The organism is Paraburkholderia phenazinium, from assembly GCF_900141745.1.
In the GTDB taxonomy this organism is placed as follows: Bacteria; Pseudomonadota; Gammaproteobacteria; order Burkholderiales; family Burkholderiaceae; genus Paraburkholderia; species Paraburkholderia phenazinium_B.
Genome location: NZ_FSRM01000001.1, coordinates 2225638 through 2239100 on the forward strand (window position 1 = coordinate 2225638; position 13463 = coordinate 2239100).

Sequence of the window (13463 nt, forward strand, 5' to 3'; positions counted from 1 at the left end):
TTGCTCGATAAACAGCGGATAATCAGGGACGTTTTCCCGAAGGAGCGCCTATGCGAGTCGGTTTGTTCGTCACCTGTCTGATTGACCTGATGCGTCCCGAGATCGGTTTCTCGGTGATCAAGCTGATCGAGGGCGCTGGCTTCGAGGTGATGGTGCCGCCGGCGCAAACCTGCTGCGGGCAGCCCGCCTACAATTCCGGCGACCGCCGTCTGGCGCGAGATCTGGCTCAAAAAACGCTGCGGGAATTCGAGCAGTTCGATTACATCGTGGTGCCGTCCGGTTCGTGCGGCGGCATGATTCGCGTGCACTACGGCGACCTGTTCGGCGACGATCCGGAAATGATGATCCGCTTCGGCCGCCTGCGTCCAAAGGTGTATGAGCTGACCGATTTCCTCGTCAACGTCGCCAGGGTGCAGTTGCCGCCGGGCGAGTTCGCGGGGCCGGTGACGTATCACGATTCCTGCTCGGGCTTACGCGAACTGGGCGTCAAGTCGCAGCCGCGCACGTTGCTGGCGCAGGCTGGTGTGACGGTCACCGAGATGAAGGATTGCGAGCACTGCTGCGGCTTCGGTGGCACGTTCGCGGTCAAGTATGGCGATATCTCGACGGCGATCGTCGATGAGAAATGCGCGAATATCGGCGCGAGCGGCGCGGGCACGGTAGTGCTGGGCGACCTCGGCTGCATGCTCAACATAGAAGGCCGTTTGCGCCGCAAGGGCGACACCACCACGCGCGTGCTGCATATCGCGCAGGTGCTCGCCGGCGACGCTTAAGTCCTCAAGCCAATCCCCAAGGCCGCCATGCAAGTTCAAACGATGCAGTTCAAGGCGCGCGCAGGCGAGAAGCTCGCCGATCAGCGTCTGCAGCAGAACCTCACCAAGCTGTCGACGAAGTTCGTTTCGGCCCGGGCCGCCGCGATTACGACGATCGACTTCGCGGCGACGCGCGCCGCGCTCAAGGAGCGCCGCAACCGCGCACTGGAAAACCTCGACGTCTGGCTCGAGACCTTCGAGCGCGAGGCGACCCGGCGCGGCGTCACGGTGCTGTTTGCGGAGACCACGCGGGAAGCGGCCCAGCTCGTCGCGGACATCGCGCGTCGGCACGACGTCAGGAAGGTGATCAAGACCAAGTCGATGGTTACCGAGGAAATGCGTCTGAACGAAGTGCTCGGCCAGATGGGCGTGCAGTCGATCGAGACCGATCTCGGCGAATATATCCTGCAGATCAACGACAACGAGGCGCCGAGCCATATCATCGCGCCGGTCGTCCATAAGGATAAGGACGAGATCGCCGATCTGTTTGCCAAAACCCACCAGCGGCCGCGCCTGACCGAAATCACCGAGATGACCCGCGAGGCGCGTGAGGTGCTGCGCCCACATTTCATGACGGCTGACATGGGCGTGACCGGCGGCAATTTTCTGGTAGCGCACACCGGTTCAGTCGCGCTCGTGACGAACGAAGGCAACGAGGGCATGTGCACAGTGATGCCGCGCGTGCACGTGGCGGTGACGGGGATCGAGAAAGTGCTGCCGACGCTCGAAGATCTCGCGACCGCGATGCGCCTGCTGCCGCGCTCGGCGACCGGCCAGTCGACCTCGAACTACTTCTCGGTGCTGACCGGGCCGCGCGGGCCGGGCGATCAGGATGGGCCGGAGCATATGTATGTGGTGCTGGTCGATGGCGGGCGCACCGGGCTGATCGGCGGCGACTTCCAGGAGATGCTGCGCTGTATCCGCTGCGGCGCTTGTATGAACCACTGCCCGGTTTATCAGAAGATCGGTGGCCACGCTTACGGCTGGGTCTATCCGGGGCCGATGGGCTCGGTGCTGACACCGAGCTACGTCGGTATCGACAACGCGCTCGATCTGCCACAGGCCGCCACGCTGTGCGGTGAATGCGATAGCGTCTGTCCGGTCGGCATTCCCCTCTCGGGGCTGCTGCGCAAGTTGCGCGAGAGGCAGGTGGAGCGGCATCTGCGACCGTGGCGCGAGCGCGCGGGGCTGGCCGTGTGGGGTTTCCTCGCTCTGCATCCGGATGCGTATGCGTTGTTTACCAAGCTGGCGGTGCGCGTTCTGGAGATGGTGGGCGGGCGTCGGCGCGCCATCAGCCGGCTGCCGCTCGCGGCCGGCTGGACCAACACCCGAGACATGCCGGCGCCGGTCGGGCGTACGTTCCGCGAGCTATACGCCGCGCAGCGCAGTCACCTCGGCTGAAGGGCGCGGCCCGGGTCGCGGACTGGCACTGTTATCTCCAGAGCAACGCTCTATCTCACCAGGGTGGGTTTATACCAATTGATTAGTTCTATATGATTTCGACTGGGCATAGTGGGTCACAAGCTCCGGATGCCCCAATCGGAAGAGAACGACATCATGAAAAAGACAATATCGATGTACTGGCCATTGGCCGTGTTTGTGCCGTTCGCAGCGGCAGCCTATATGTATGTCAGCAGCGAGAGCGCTTCCCCGGTCTCGCAGTCGCCGCTCGGCGCATCGCAGCTCACGGCGGAGCTGGCGCGAACCGTTTCGTATGGTTTGGTCGGCGACGATAGTGCCGCGCCGGTCAAGCCCATGCGGGCGGTCACCTCGGTGCAGGCTTCGGAAGCGTCCTGAACACCAGGCGCGCGGCGCGGATAACGCGCCGGTGCGCCTGCGCGGCGAGATTTTCAGCACCTTTGTATAATCGCGGCACTGTTGGCTAACCCTATCCGGATGCACCGCATCCAGAGCCCTGATGAAAACCATCTCCATCTGCTTTGTCTGCCTCGGGAACATCTGCCGTTCTCCGACCGCGGAAGGGGTGATGCGGCATCAGGTGGGTGAAGCGAAGCTGCAAGAACGCATTGCGATCGATTCGGCCGGTACCGGCGACTGGCACATCGGCGCGGCGCCTGACGAGCGGGCGCAGCGTGCCGCCGCCCAGCGCGGCTACGACCTGTCCGGGCTGCGCGGCCGGCAGATCGGTGCGGCGGATTTCGAGCGTTTCGATCTGCTGGTCGCGATGGACGACGCCAACGTCGCCGCGTTGCGCCGGATCTGCCCGCCGGCCCAGCGCGACAAGATCCGTCTGCTGATGGAGTTTGTCCCCGAGGCCGACAGCCGGTGGGCGGGGGAGCGGGAAGTGACAGATCCCTATTTTGGTGGCGACGAAGGCTTCGAGCAGGTCCTCGATCAGTGCGAGGCGGCTTGCCGGGGTCTGATCGCAGCATTGCATCCGCAACTGGTGCCTTGAGGGCGTGGCGCTTTAGCGCTCAAGGTGTTCGTGGTGGCTGGCTTCAGGGCCTATCTACAGGCTTTTCAGGCGCGCCGCCTCAATTAAGCAAATGACCCAAATCGCGATAGGGATACTTGACTAATTTGCTCATGTATTTATACTTGAGCAAACTTGTCGAGAATTGCGATCCCCAACATCATGAGACTCACCACGAAAGGCCGTTTCGCCGTCACGGCGATGATTGACCTGGCACTGCGCCAGGAGCAGGGCCCGGTGACGCTTGCGGGTATCAGCCAGCGCCAGCATATTTCCCTGTCTTACCTTGAGCAGTTGTTCGGCAAGCTGCGCCGCCACGAGATCGTGGAGTCGGTGCGCGGCCCCGGCGGTGGCTACAATCTGGCCCGCCGCGCCGAGAACGTGACCGTCGCAGACATCATCATTGCTGTCGACGAACCGCTCGATGCCACCCAATGCGGCGGCAAAGGCACCTGCGAAGGCACCAAGCAGCACGACGGCCACTGCATGACGCACGAACTGTGGTCCACGCTGAACCAGAAAATGGTCGAGTACCTCGATTCGGTATCGCTGAAGGATCTGGTCGATCAGCAGCGCTCGCGCGAAGGCGCGCCCGCCGTGCTGCGCGACCGCCGCAGCGAGGCGCCGGCGGTCGAACCCGCCCGGGTCGCGCCACGCGGACCGAATTCCGTTTTTAACATGGCCGGTTCCTAGACCCCGCGAAGCCAGCGAACTCGGAACCCAGAAGCCAGAGCAATGATGTCCCCGGAGCGATTCATGAACAACGACATTCCCCACCTGCCCATTTACATGGACTACAGCGCCACGACTCCGGTCGACCCGCGCGTGGTGGACAAGATGATTCCGTATCTGCGTGAGCAGTTCGGCAACCCCGCATCGCGTAGCCACTCGTACGGCTGGGACGCGGAACGTGCGGTCGAGGAAGCGCGCGAGAACGTCGCAGCGCTGGTGAATGCCGATCCGCGCGAAATTATCTGGACCTCGGGCGCCACGGAGTCGGACAACCTGGCCATCAAGGGTGCCGCGCACTTCTACAAGAGCAAGGGCAAGCACATCATCACGGTGAAGACCGAGCACAAGGCCGTGCTCGACACCTGCCGCGAGCTCGAGCGCGAAGGCTTCGAAGTCACGTATCTGGACGTGAAGGACGACGGTCTGATCGACCTCGATGTGTTCAAAGCTGCGCTGCGCCCCGACACGATTCTGGTCTCGGTCATGTCGGTCAACAACGAGATCGGCGTGATTCAGGACATCGAGGCGATCGGTGAGATCACCCGTGAAAAGGGCATCATTTTCCACGTCGACGCTGCTCAGGCCACCGGCAAGATCACGATCGACCTGCAAAAGCTGAAGGTCGATCTGATGTCGTTCTCGGCACACAAGACGTATGGTCCGAAGGGCATCGGCGCGCTGTATGTGCGCCGCAAGCCGCGTATCCGTATCGAAGCGCAGATGCACGGCGGCGGTCACGAGCGCGGTATGCGTTCGGGCACGCTGGCGACGCACCAGATCGTCGGCATGGGCGAAGCGTTCCGTCTTGCCCGCGAAGAAATGGCAACGGAAAACGAGCGCATTCGCATGCTGCGCGACCGTCTGCTGCGCGGTCTGCAAGACATGGAAGAAACCTACGTGAACGGCGACATGGAAAAGCGTGTGCCGCACAACCTGAACATCAGCTTCAACTTCGTCGAAGGTGAATCGCTGATCATGGCGGTGAAGGACGTGGCGGTGTCGTCGGGTTCGGCCTGCACGTCGGCGTCGCTCGAGCCGTCGTATGTGTTGCGCGCGCTTGGCCGCAACGACGAACTGGCGCACAGCTCGATCCGCTTTACGGTGGGCCGCTTCACGACGGAGCAGGACGTCGATTACGTCATCAACCTGCTGAAGACCAAGATTTCGAAGCTGCGCGATCTGTCGCCGCTGTGGGAAATGTACAAGGACGGGATCGATATTTCGACGATCCAGTGGGCGGCGCACTGAGGTTTGACTGCGACGCTACGCTGCACGAAACATCGCACCGAATGCAGGTTGAAACGAATCAAGGAGTGTAATCATGGCTTATAGCGACAAGGTTCTGGACCATTACGAAAATCCGCGCAACGTCGGTTCCTTCGCCAAGGACGACGATGCAGTCGGCACCGGCATGGTCGGCGCGCCGGCCTGCGGCGACGTGATGAAGCTGCAGATCCGCGTGGGCGCGGACGGCATCATCGAAGACGCGAAGTTCAAGACGTATGGCTGCGGTTCGGCTATTGCGTCGAGTTCGCTTGTCACCGAATGGGTGAAGGGCAAGACGCTCGATCAGGCCATGGAAATCAAGAACACCCACATCGCCGAAGAACTGGCGTTGCCGCCGGTCAAGATCCACTGCTCGATCCTCGCGGAAGACGCAATCAAGGCAGCCGTGGCTGACTACAAGCAGCGTCATGGCGAAACCGCGGAAGCGGGCGAAAAGCACCAGGCTGCTTAAGGCCGTTGAGAAACGCTATGGCAATTACGTTGACCGAGAAGGCAGCAAATCACGTCCAGAAATTCCTGACCCGGCGTGGCAAGGGTGTCGGGTTGCGGCTGGGCGTGCGCACGACCGGATGCTCCGGCTTGGCGTACAAGCTTGAGTATGTGGACGAACTCGCGCCGGAGGATCAGGTATTCGAGTGCAACGGCGTGAAGATCATCGTCGATCCGAAGAGCCTGGCTTACATCGACGGCACGGAACTCGATTTTGCACGCGAAGGGCTGAACGAAGGCTTCAAGTTCAACAACCCGAACGTCAAGGACGAGTGCGGCTGCGGCGAATCGTTCCGCGTCTGAGCAGGTTCAGTCCGCGTGAAGCGGAAAAAAGGCGGCGCGGGCCGCCTTTTTAATTTGTCGCACGTCGTTGTACCTTGCGTTGTGCTTTGTGCGCCTCGTGGCACCTTACGTTGCACTTGATGCCTGAAACTCAGGTGCGCTTTTTGAACGGATCACATCATTCGATGGCCTCGCTGAACGACAGCCACTTCGACCTGTTCGACCTGCCGGCCCAATACGCGCTCGACGCCAGTGCGCTCGATCATGCGTACCGTACGGTGCAGTCGCAGGTTCACCCCGACCGTTTTGCCGCCGCGGGCGACGCGCAAAAGCGCATCGCGATGCAATGGGCGACGCGCACGAACGAGGCGTATCAGACCCTGCGCGATCCGTTGAAGCGCGCCACGTATCTGTTGTCGCTGCGCGGCATCGATGTCGGCGCGGAGAACAATACGGCGATGGAGCCGGCATTCCTGATGCAGCAGATGGAATGGCGTGAAGGTATCGAGGATGCTGCGGCGGCGAAGAATGTCGACGCACTTGACGCCTTGCTCACCGAGTTGCGCGACGAAGAGCGGGTGCGCTTCACGAAGCTCGGTGCACTGCTCGACAGCGGCGCGGATCAGGCGGCGGGCGAGGCGGTGCGGCAGTTGATGTTCATCGAGCGCGTGGCGGCGGAAATCGGCACGCAGATCGAACGGCTCGACAACTGAAGCAAACGAAGCAGATCAGCGCAAACGCACGTAAGCGGACGCGATTGGAAACAGGCCGGATGCAAACGGGACGCCACGACAACCAGCCGTGGCGTTCAACCCAGCAACGCGAACCATTCAGGACGGGGCCTAACGTTCCCCGAAGAAGATCTCAGATGGCTTTACTGCAAATCTCCGAACCCGGCATGGCGCCCGCGCCGCATCAGCGGCGCCTCGCGGTCGGTATCGATCTTGGCACCACCAACTCCCTTGTCGCTGCAGTGCGTAGTGGCGTTCCCGACGTTCTGCCCGACGAGGACGGCCATGTGCTGCTGCCGTCTGTGGTGCGTTATCTGGAGAAGGGCGGCCGCCGCATCGGCCGTACCGCCAAGGCGGAAGCAGCGAGCGATCCGCGTAACACGATCGTCTCGGTCAAACGCTTCATGGGCCGCGGCAAGAGCGAGGTCGAAGGCGCCGAGAATGCGCCGTACGATTTTGTGGACGCACCGGGCATGGTGCAGATCCGCACCGTCGATGGCGTGAAGAGCCCGGTCGAAGTGTCGGCGGAAATTCTCGCGACGCTGCGGCAGCGTGCGGAAGACTCGCTTGGCGACGATCTGGTCGGCGCCGTAATCACCGTGCCGGCGTATTTCGACGAAGCGCAGCGCCAGGCCACCAAGGACGCCGCGCGTCTGGCCGGCCTCAATGTTCTGCGCCTGCTCAACGAGCCGACTGCAGCGGCGATTGCCTACGGCCTCGACAACGGCTCCGAAGGCCTCTACGCCGTGTACGACCTCGGCGGCGGCACGTTCGATCTGTCGATCCTCAAGCTCACCAAAGGCGTTTTCGAAGTGCTCGCAGCGGGCGGCGACTCCGCGCTCGGCGGCGACGACTTCGATCACGCGCTCTACCGTCATGTGCTCGAGCAGGCCGGCATCGCGCCACAGACGCTCGCGGCTGAAGACGTGCGTATGCTGCTCGACAACGTACGTGTGGCCAAGGAGGCGTTGTCGGACGCACCGCTATCAACGCTGAAGGCGACCCTTTCCAACGGCACCCAGCTCGATCTGACGATCGACGAGGCTGCTTTCGAAGCTATCACGCAGGCGCTGGTGCAGCGCACGCTCGGTCCGACCAAGAAAGCACTGCGCGACGCCAAGGTCACCACGAAGGAAATCAAGGGCGTGGTGCTGGTGGGCGGCGCGACCCGCATGCCGGTGATCCGCCGCGCGGTCGAAGCTTTCTTCGGCCAGCCGCCGCTGACCAATCTCAACCCGGACGAAGTGGTCGCGCTCGGCGCGGCGATCCAGGCCGATTTGCTGGCCGGCAACCGCAGCGCCGACGGCGACGATTGGCTGCTGCTCGACGTCATCCCGCTGTCGCTTGGCGTCGAGACGATGGGCGGACTGACCGAGAAGATCATTCCGCGCAATTCGACCATTCCGGTCGCGCGTGCGCAGGATTTCACGACCTTCAAGGACGGCCAGACGGCGATGGCGATCCACGTCGTGCAGGGCGAACGCGAACTGGTAGCGGATTGCCGCTCGCTCGCGCGCTTCGAACTGCGCGGCATTCCGCCGATGGCGGCCGGTGCGGCGCGCATTCGTGTGACCTATCAGGTCGATGCCGATGGCCTGCTGTCGGTGTTTGCGCGTGAGCAGTTGTCGGGCGTGGAAGCGTCGGTGGTGGTGAAGCCTTCATACGGCCTCGCCGACGACGACATCGCCAAAATGCTTGAAGACAGCTTCAGTACCGCCGAAGTCGATATGCGAGCTCGCGCGCTGCGTGAGGCGCAAGTGGAAGCGCAACGCCTGGTCGAAGCGACGGATGCGGCGCTGGCTGCTGATGCCGACCTGCTCGACGAAGCCGAGCGCGCCGAACTCGACGGCCTGCTCACCGCTTTGCGCAACGTGGCGAAAAGCGATGACGTGGACGCGATCGAAGCGGCGACGAAAACGGTGGCCGAAGGCACCGACGAATTCGCCGCCCGCCGCATGAACAAAGGCATTCGTCGCGCGCTGGCGGGCCGCAAGCTCGACGACATCTGAGCTCAATGAATCACGTGACGCGCGTCAACAAAGGTGCGCGTCACCAGTAAAATGGCACGCAGCCGGTTCGCCGGCTGCCGTGCCCCAGACTAAACGGAAATCGTATGCCTCAAATCGTTGTGCTGCCCCATGTCGAACTGTGTCCGGAAGGCGCGGTGATCGATGCTGTGCCGGGCAAGAGCATCTGCGACAATCTGCTGGAACACGGCATTGAAATCGAGCACGCCTGCGAGAAATCGTGTGCCTGCACGACTTGCCATGTGCTCGTGCGCGAAGGCTTCAATGCGCTCACGCCGTCGGAGGAAGACGAGGACGATCTGCTCGACAAGGCCTGGGGCCTCGAGCCGGAGTCGCGTCTGTCGTGCCAGGCGATGGTGCCGGTCGACCAGGATCTGGTCGTTGAAATCCCGCGTTACTCGATCAACCACGCGAAGGAAAATCACTAACAGGAGCGCAGCCATGAAGTGGACCGACACGCAAGACATCGCGATGGCCCTCACCGACAAGCACCCGGAAGTGGACCCGCAGCAGATCCGGTTTACCGATCTGCACCGCTGGGTCACCGAACTGGACGGCTTCGACGACGATCCGAACCGTTCGAACGAGAAGATTCTCGAAGCGATCCAGACGGCCTGGATCGAAGATGCGGATTATTGAGCGGGCTGTGGGTTCAGGATTGACTCTCGATCTCGACCGGCTCTGAAGGAAAAACGGCGATTCCAGATTTCACTGGAATCGCCGTTTTGTTTGATGCGCTTCCTGATGCGCTGTTTAGCCTGCTACGAGCGCACCGTTCTCGATATGCACGCGCTCGCCTTGCTGGAACGGCGGCGCCTCGTGATACGTGAAGTAACGGTTCTTGCCGCTCTCCAGACGCACATGCACCGAGTAGGCGGTCGTGCTGCGGATATTTTTCTCGACCGCGTTACCCGCGAAACCGCCGCCGACTGCGCCCAGCACCGTCATCGCGCCGCGGCCCACGCCGCCGCCGAACTGATTGCCCACCAGACCGCCGACCACCGCACCGCCCACAGCGCCGACGCCGGTGCCATGGCCTTCTTGACGCACTGCTGAGATCGCTACGACGGTCCCGCAACTAGCGCAATAGGCGGGTTGGGGTGGCGGTTGCTGCGCGTACTGGCCCGATTGCTGTTGCTGCTGTGCGTACTGCGCTTGCGCGGGCGTAGGAGCCGCTGCGACCGGAGCCGGTTGGGGCTGCTGGGTCTGAGCATCGGCTGGTGCCTGAGCCTGCGTAGGCTGGGCCTGCGGCTGCTGTTGCTGCGCGTAGGTGTTCGGATTGGCCGGAGCCGCCGAATCGACCACCTGCTGCGACGGCTGCGAAGTCACCTGTGCCGCCTGGGTTTGATCTGTCTGCGCGCCGTTGCTCGACGCTTTGGGAAACAGACCCGTGATAGCCGCTGTGGCCGCGAGGCTCGCGATGATGACAGCGCCTGCCGCGGTCGCGACAAGCGGGTGAATTCGGCGTGGTTGTGTGTTGCCAGGATTGTCCATGATGACCTCCGTCTTGAGCAGAGTCCGATTGGTTTTTTCGAGACTTAAGTGTCTGACAGACAGACTCGCGCGGGGTTTCAATTTGTAACCAGTTCTGTAGCGTCCGCAGAGATGTTTTGAAGCGCATCGCGGAGACGGCGGCCTGGCGCCTGATTTCAAGCGCTGACACGGCCTTCCGATCCCGACGAGAGTCGCCTCCGGCCGGGAACCTTTTACCGATCGTTACAAACTGTCAGGTGGCGCGCCGAGATGTTGGAGATAGGCCGACGGGCCTGCAGGCCGCTCAAATGAAAACGCCCGGCGACGAGCCGGGCGTTGCGTCAGTCAGGACCCGCTGTCTGTCGGACCAAGTCGATCCACGCAATCAGTCCTCGCGGCGCAGATGCGGGAACAGGATCACATCGCGGATGCTCGGGCTGTCGGTCAACAGCATCACCAGACGGTCGATGCCGATACCGCAACCGCCCGCCGGCGGCATACCGTATTCGAGCGCGCGGATGTAGTCGGCGTCGTAGAACATCGCTTCCTCGTCGCCGGCGTCCTTCTGGTCGACCTGCTTCTTGAAGCGCGCGGCCTGGTCTTCCGGATCGTTCAGCTCGGAGAAACCGTTGGCGATTTCACGCCCGGTGATGAACAGCTCGAAGCGCTCGGTGATGCCCGCCACCTTGTCCGATGCGCGCGCGAGCGGCGACACTTCGATCGGGTAGTCGATGATGTACGTCGGCTCCCACAATTGCGATTCGGCGGTCTCTTCGAAGAGCGCGAGTTGCAGCGCGCCGACGCCTGCGTTCAAAAACTGCGGCTGCGACGCATCAACGCCGAACTTCTTCAGTTCGGGGCGTAGGAACGCAGCGTCAGCGAGTTGTTCGTCGGTGTACTGCGGCGCGTACTTCTGGATAGCCTGCGTGATCGTCAGCCGATGGAACGGCTTGGACAGATCGAGTTCGCGACCCTGATAGCTGATCGTCGCCGTACCGAGCGCATCGATCGCCGCTTGGCGGATCAACTGTTCGGTGAAGTCCATCAGCCACTGATAATCGGTGTACGCGGCATAGAACTCTATCATCGTGAATTCCGGATTGTGGCGCACGGAGACGCCCTCGTTACGGAAGTTCCGGTTGATCTCGAACACACGCTCGAAGCCGCCCACCACCAGACGCTTCAGATACAGCTCCGGCGCGATGCGCAGGAACATTTGCATATCGAGCGCGTTGTGGTGCGTCACAAACGGCTTGGCCGCGGCGCCGCCGGGGATCGGGTGCAGCATCGGCGTTTCGACTTCCATGAAGTCGGCCTCGGCCATGAACTTGCGGATCGACGACATCGCCCTGGTGCGCGCCACGAAGGTCTTGCGCGTTTCCGGCGTGACGATCAGATCGACATAGCGCTGACGGTACTTCATCTCCTGATCGGCGAGGCCGTGGAACTTGTCCGGCAGCGGACGCAGCGACTTCGACAGCAGACGCAGTTCGGTACAACGCACCGACAGCTCGCCCTTGTTGGTACGGAACAGCACGCCACGCGCGGCGACGATATCGCCCATGTCCCACTTTTTGAATGCGTCGTAGGTTTCCTGGCCGATGTCAGCCGGCGTGATGAAGAACTGGATCTGACCCGAACCGTCGCGCACGGTCGCGAAGCTCGCCTTGCCCATCACGCGCTTCAGCATCATCCGGCCGGCCACGGCAACCTGAAGCGGATTCGCTTCGAGCGTTTCCTTGTCGGTCTCGGCGTATTGCGTCTGCAGGTCTTCCGCGTGATGCGTCGGGCGGAAATCGTTCGGATAGGCGACGCCCTGTTCACGCAGCTCGCGCAGCTTTTCGCGGCGCTCGGCGATGATCTTGTTTTCGTCCCCCTCGGGCGCAGCGTTCGTCTGGTTCGGTTCGGTCATGATGGGTCGGTATTCGGGGTGGCCTGCATGCGGGTGGGCCGCACGAGGTTGCCTGCGGGTCGGAAATCGGACTGCAATCGGACCAAAGCAGGCGGTCAAAAGATGCGGCGCGGCAAAGCTCGCCGCGCCGGATGCGCTTACTTTAGATGCCCTGTTTCAGGCTGGCGCTAATGAACGGATCGAGGTCGCCATCGAGCACGCTCTTGGTATTGCTGATTTCGACGTTGGTACGCAGATCCTTGATGCGGCTGTTGTCCAGCACGTACGAGCGGATCTGATGACCCCAGCCCACGTCGGTCTTGCCTGCCTCGAGCTTGTCCTGTTCGGCCTGACGTTTGCGGATTTCCGCTTCGTACAGACGCGATTTCAACATGGCCATCGCTTCGGCGCGGTTACGGTGCTGCGAGCGGTCGTTCTGGCACTGCACGACGATGCCCGACGGCATGTGCGTGATCCGCACCGCGGAGTCGGTCTTGTTGATGTGCTGACCGCCCGCGCCGGACGCGCGGTACGTGTCGATACGCAGATCGGCCGGGTTGATGTCCACTTCGATCGAATCGTCGATTTCCGGGTACACGAACACCGACGAGAACGAAGTATGACGGCCGCCCGACGAGTCGAACGGCGACTTGCGCACGAGGCGGTGCACGCCGGTTTCGGTGCGCAGGAACCCGTAGGCGTACTCGCCTTCGATCTTGATGGTGGCGTTCTTGATGCCCGCGACGTCGCCGTCGGTCTGTTCCAGCACTTCGGTCTTGAAGCCCTTGCGCTCGCAGTAGCGCAGGTACTGGCGCAACAGCATCGCGGCCCAGTCGCATGCTTCGGTGCCGCCGGCGCCGGCCTGAATGTCGAGGAAGGCGTTGTTCGGGTCGGCCGCGTTCGAGAACATGCGGCGGAATTCCATATCGGCGACGCGCTGTTCGAGGCCGGCTGCATCGCTTTCGCAGGCGAGCAGGGTTTCCTCGTCATTTTCTTCGCGCGCCATGCCGAACAGGTCCTGCGCGTCGCGCAGGTCGTTGTCGAGCGCTGTGAGTTTGCCGACGACGTCGTCAAGCAGCTTCTTTTCCCGGCCGAGGGCCTGGGCATGCTTCGAGTCGTTCCAGACGTTCGGGTCTTCGAGTTCCCGGTTGACTTCGATTAGACGCAGTGCTTTGTCGTCGTAGTCAAAGATACCCCCGTAGCTCGCCCGCGCGATGGCGCAGGTCGGCCAGAGAGGCTTCGATCGCGTTGAGACGTTCCGCTTCCATGTCGATCTTTTATAGCTTCGTAAAAAGGGGAAATTAT

15 protein-coding genes are annotated in these 13463 nt (G+C 62.3%); 12 read left to right on the forward strand and 3 right to left on the reverse strand.

Annotated features, from left to right (window positions below):
• The first annotated feature begins 50 nt into the window (after positions 1-50).
• The 12 genes from BUS06_RS10170 to iscX all read left to right on the forward strand — a co-directional run bounded on the left by BUS06_RS10170 (position 51) and on the right by iscX (position 9433).
• Complete coding sequence (locus BUS06_RS10170; protein WP_074264151.1) at positions 51-773, forward strand: (Fe-S)-binding protein; 723 nt, start codon at positions 51-53, stop codon at positions 771-773.
• A gap of 27 nt (positions 774-800) precedes the next feature.
• Positions 801-2213 (forward strand): lactate utilization protein B, encoded by a 1413-nt coding sequence (locus BUS06_RS10175; protein WP_074264152.1) that lies wholly within the window; start codon positions 801-803, stop codon positions 2211-2213.
• Positions 2214-2369: 156 nt separating this feature from the next.
• Complete coding sequence (locus BUS06_RS10180; protein ID WP_074266013.1) at positions 2370-2609, forward strand: hypothetical protein; 240 nt, start codon at positions 2370-2372, stop codon at positions 2607-2609.
• 121 nt (positions 2610-2730) lie between these two features.
• Positions 2731-3228 carry a low molecular weight protein-tyrosine-phosphatase gene (locus tag BUS06_RS10185; protein WP_074264153.1) on the forward strand — a complete coding sequence of 166 codons (498 nt, stop codon included), beginning with the start codon at positions 2731-2733 and terminating at the stop codon, positions 3226-3228.
• Between the two features lie 180 nt (positions 3229-3408).
• The gene (gene iscR, locus BUS06_RS10190) at positions 3409-3939 is read left to right on the forward strand and encodes a Fe-S cluster assembly transcriptional regulator IscR (protein ID WP_074264154.1); all 531 of its coding nucleotides are present in this window, start codon (positions 3409-3411) and stop codon (positions 3937-3939) included.
• Between the two features lie 63 nt (positions 3940-4002).
• Positions 4003-5226, forward strand: a complete 1224-nt coding sequence (locus BUS06_RS10195) for an IscS subfamily cysteine desulfurase (protein ID WP_074264155.1) — start codon at positions 4003-4005, stop codon at positions 5224-5226.
• A 73-nt stretch (positions 5227-5299) separates the two neighbouring features.
• Positions 5300-5716 carry a Fe-S cluster assembly scaffold IscU gene (gene iscU / locus BUS06_RS10200; protein ID WP_074264156.1) on the forward strand — a complete coding sequence of 139 codons (417 nt, stop codon included), beginning with the start codon at positions 5300-5302 and terminating at the stop codon, positions 5714-5716.
• 17 nt (positions 5717-5733) lie between these two features.
• Complete coding sequence (iscA, locus tag BUS06_RS10205) at positions 5734-6057, forward strand: iron-sulfur cluster assembly protein IscA (protein WP_074264157.1); 324 nt, start codon at positions 5734-5736, stop codon at positions 6055-6057.
• Between the two features lie 164 nt (positions 6058-6221).
• Positions 6222-6749, forward strand: a complete 528-nt coding sequence (gene hscB, locus BUS06_RS10210; RefSeq protein WP_074264158.1) for a Fe-S protein assembly co-chaperone HscB — start codon at positions 6222-6224, stop codon at positions 6747-6749.
• 155 nt (positions 6750-6904) lie between these two features.
• Positions 6905-8776: a Fe-S protein assembly chaperone HscA gene (hscA, locus tag BUS06_RS10215; protein WP_074264159.1), complete on the forward strand. Its 1872-nt coding sequence runs from the start codon at positions 6905-6907 to the stop codon at positions 8774-8776.
• Positions 8777-8880: 104 nt separating this feature from the next.
• The gene (gene fdx / locus BUS06_RS10220) at positions 8881-9222 is read left to right on the forward strand and encodes an ISC system 2Fe-2S type ferredoxin (protein ID WP_074264160.1); all 342 of its coding nucleotides are present in this window, start codon (positions 8881-8883) and stop codon (positions 9220-9222) included.
• A gap of 13 nt (positions 9223-9235) precedes the next feature.
• Entirely contained in the window at positions 9236-9433 is a 198-nt protein-coding gene (iscX, locus tag BUS06_RS10225; RefSeq protein ID WP_074264161.1) for a Fe-S cluster assembly protein IscX, read from the forward strand.
• 114 nt (positions 9434-9547) lie between these two features.
• Here the strand turns inward: iscX and BUS06_RS10230 are convergent, their stop codons facing one another.
• The 3 genes from BUS06_RS10230 to prfB form a co-directional block, all read right to left on the reverse strand.
• Positions 9548-10288, reverse strand: a complete 741-nt coding sequence (locus BUS06_RS10230; protein ID WP_074264162.1) for an outer membrane lipoprotein — start codon at positions 10286-10288, stop codon at positions 9548-9550.
• A 364-nt stretch (positions 10289-10652) separates the two neighbouring features.
• On the reverse strand, positions 10653-12179 hold the full coding sequence (gene lysS / locus BUS06_RS10235; RefSeq protein ID WP_074264163.1) for a lysine--tRNA ligase: 1527 nt from the start codon (positions 12177-12179) through the stop codon (positions 10653-10655).
• 142 nt (positions 12180-12321) lie between these two features.
• Positions 12322-13426 (reverse strand): peptide chain release factor 2 gene (gene prfB, locus BUS06_RS10240; protein ID WP_143787488.1). Its coding sequence is split into 2 segments (ribosomal slippage): positions 12322-13344 and positions 13346-13426, totalling 1104 coding nucleotides; the frame shifts between segments, so codons are not numbered across the junction.
• Between the last annotated feature and the right edge of the window lie 37 nt (positions 13427-13463).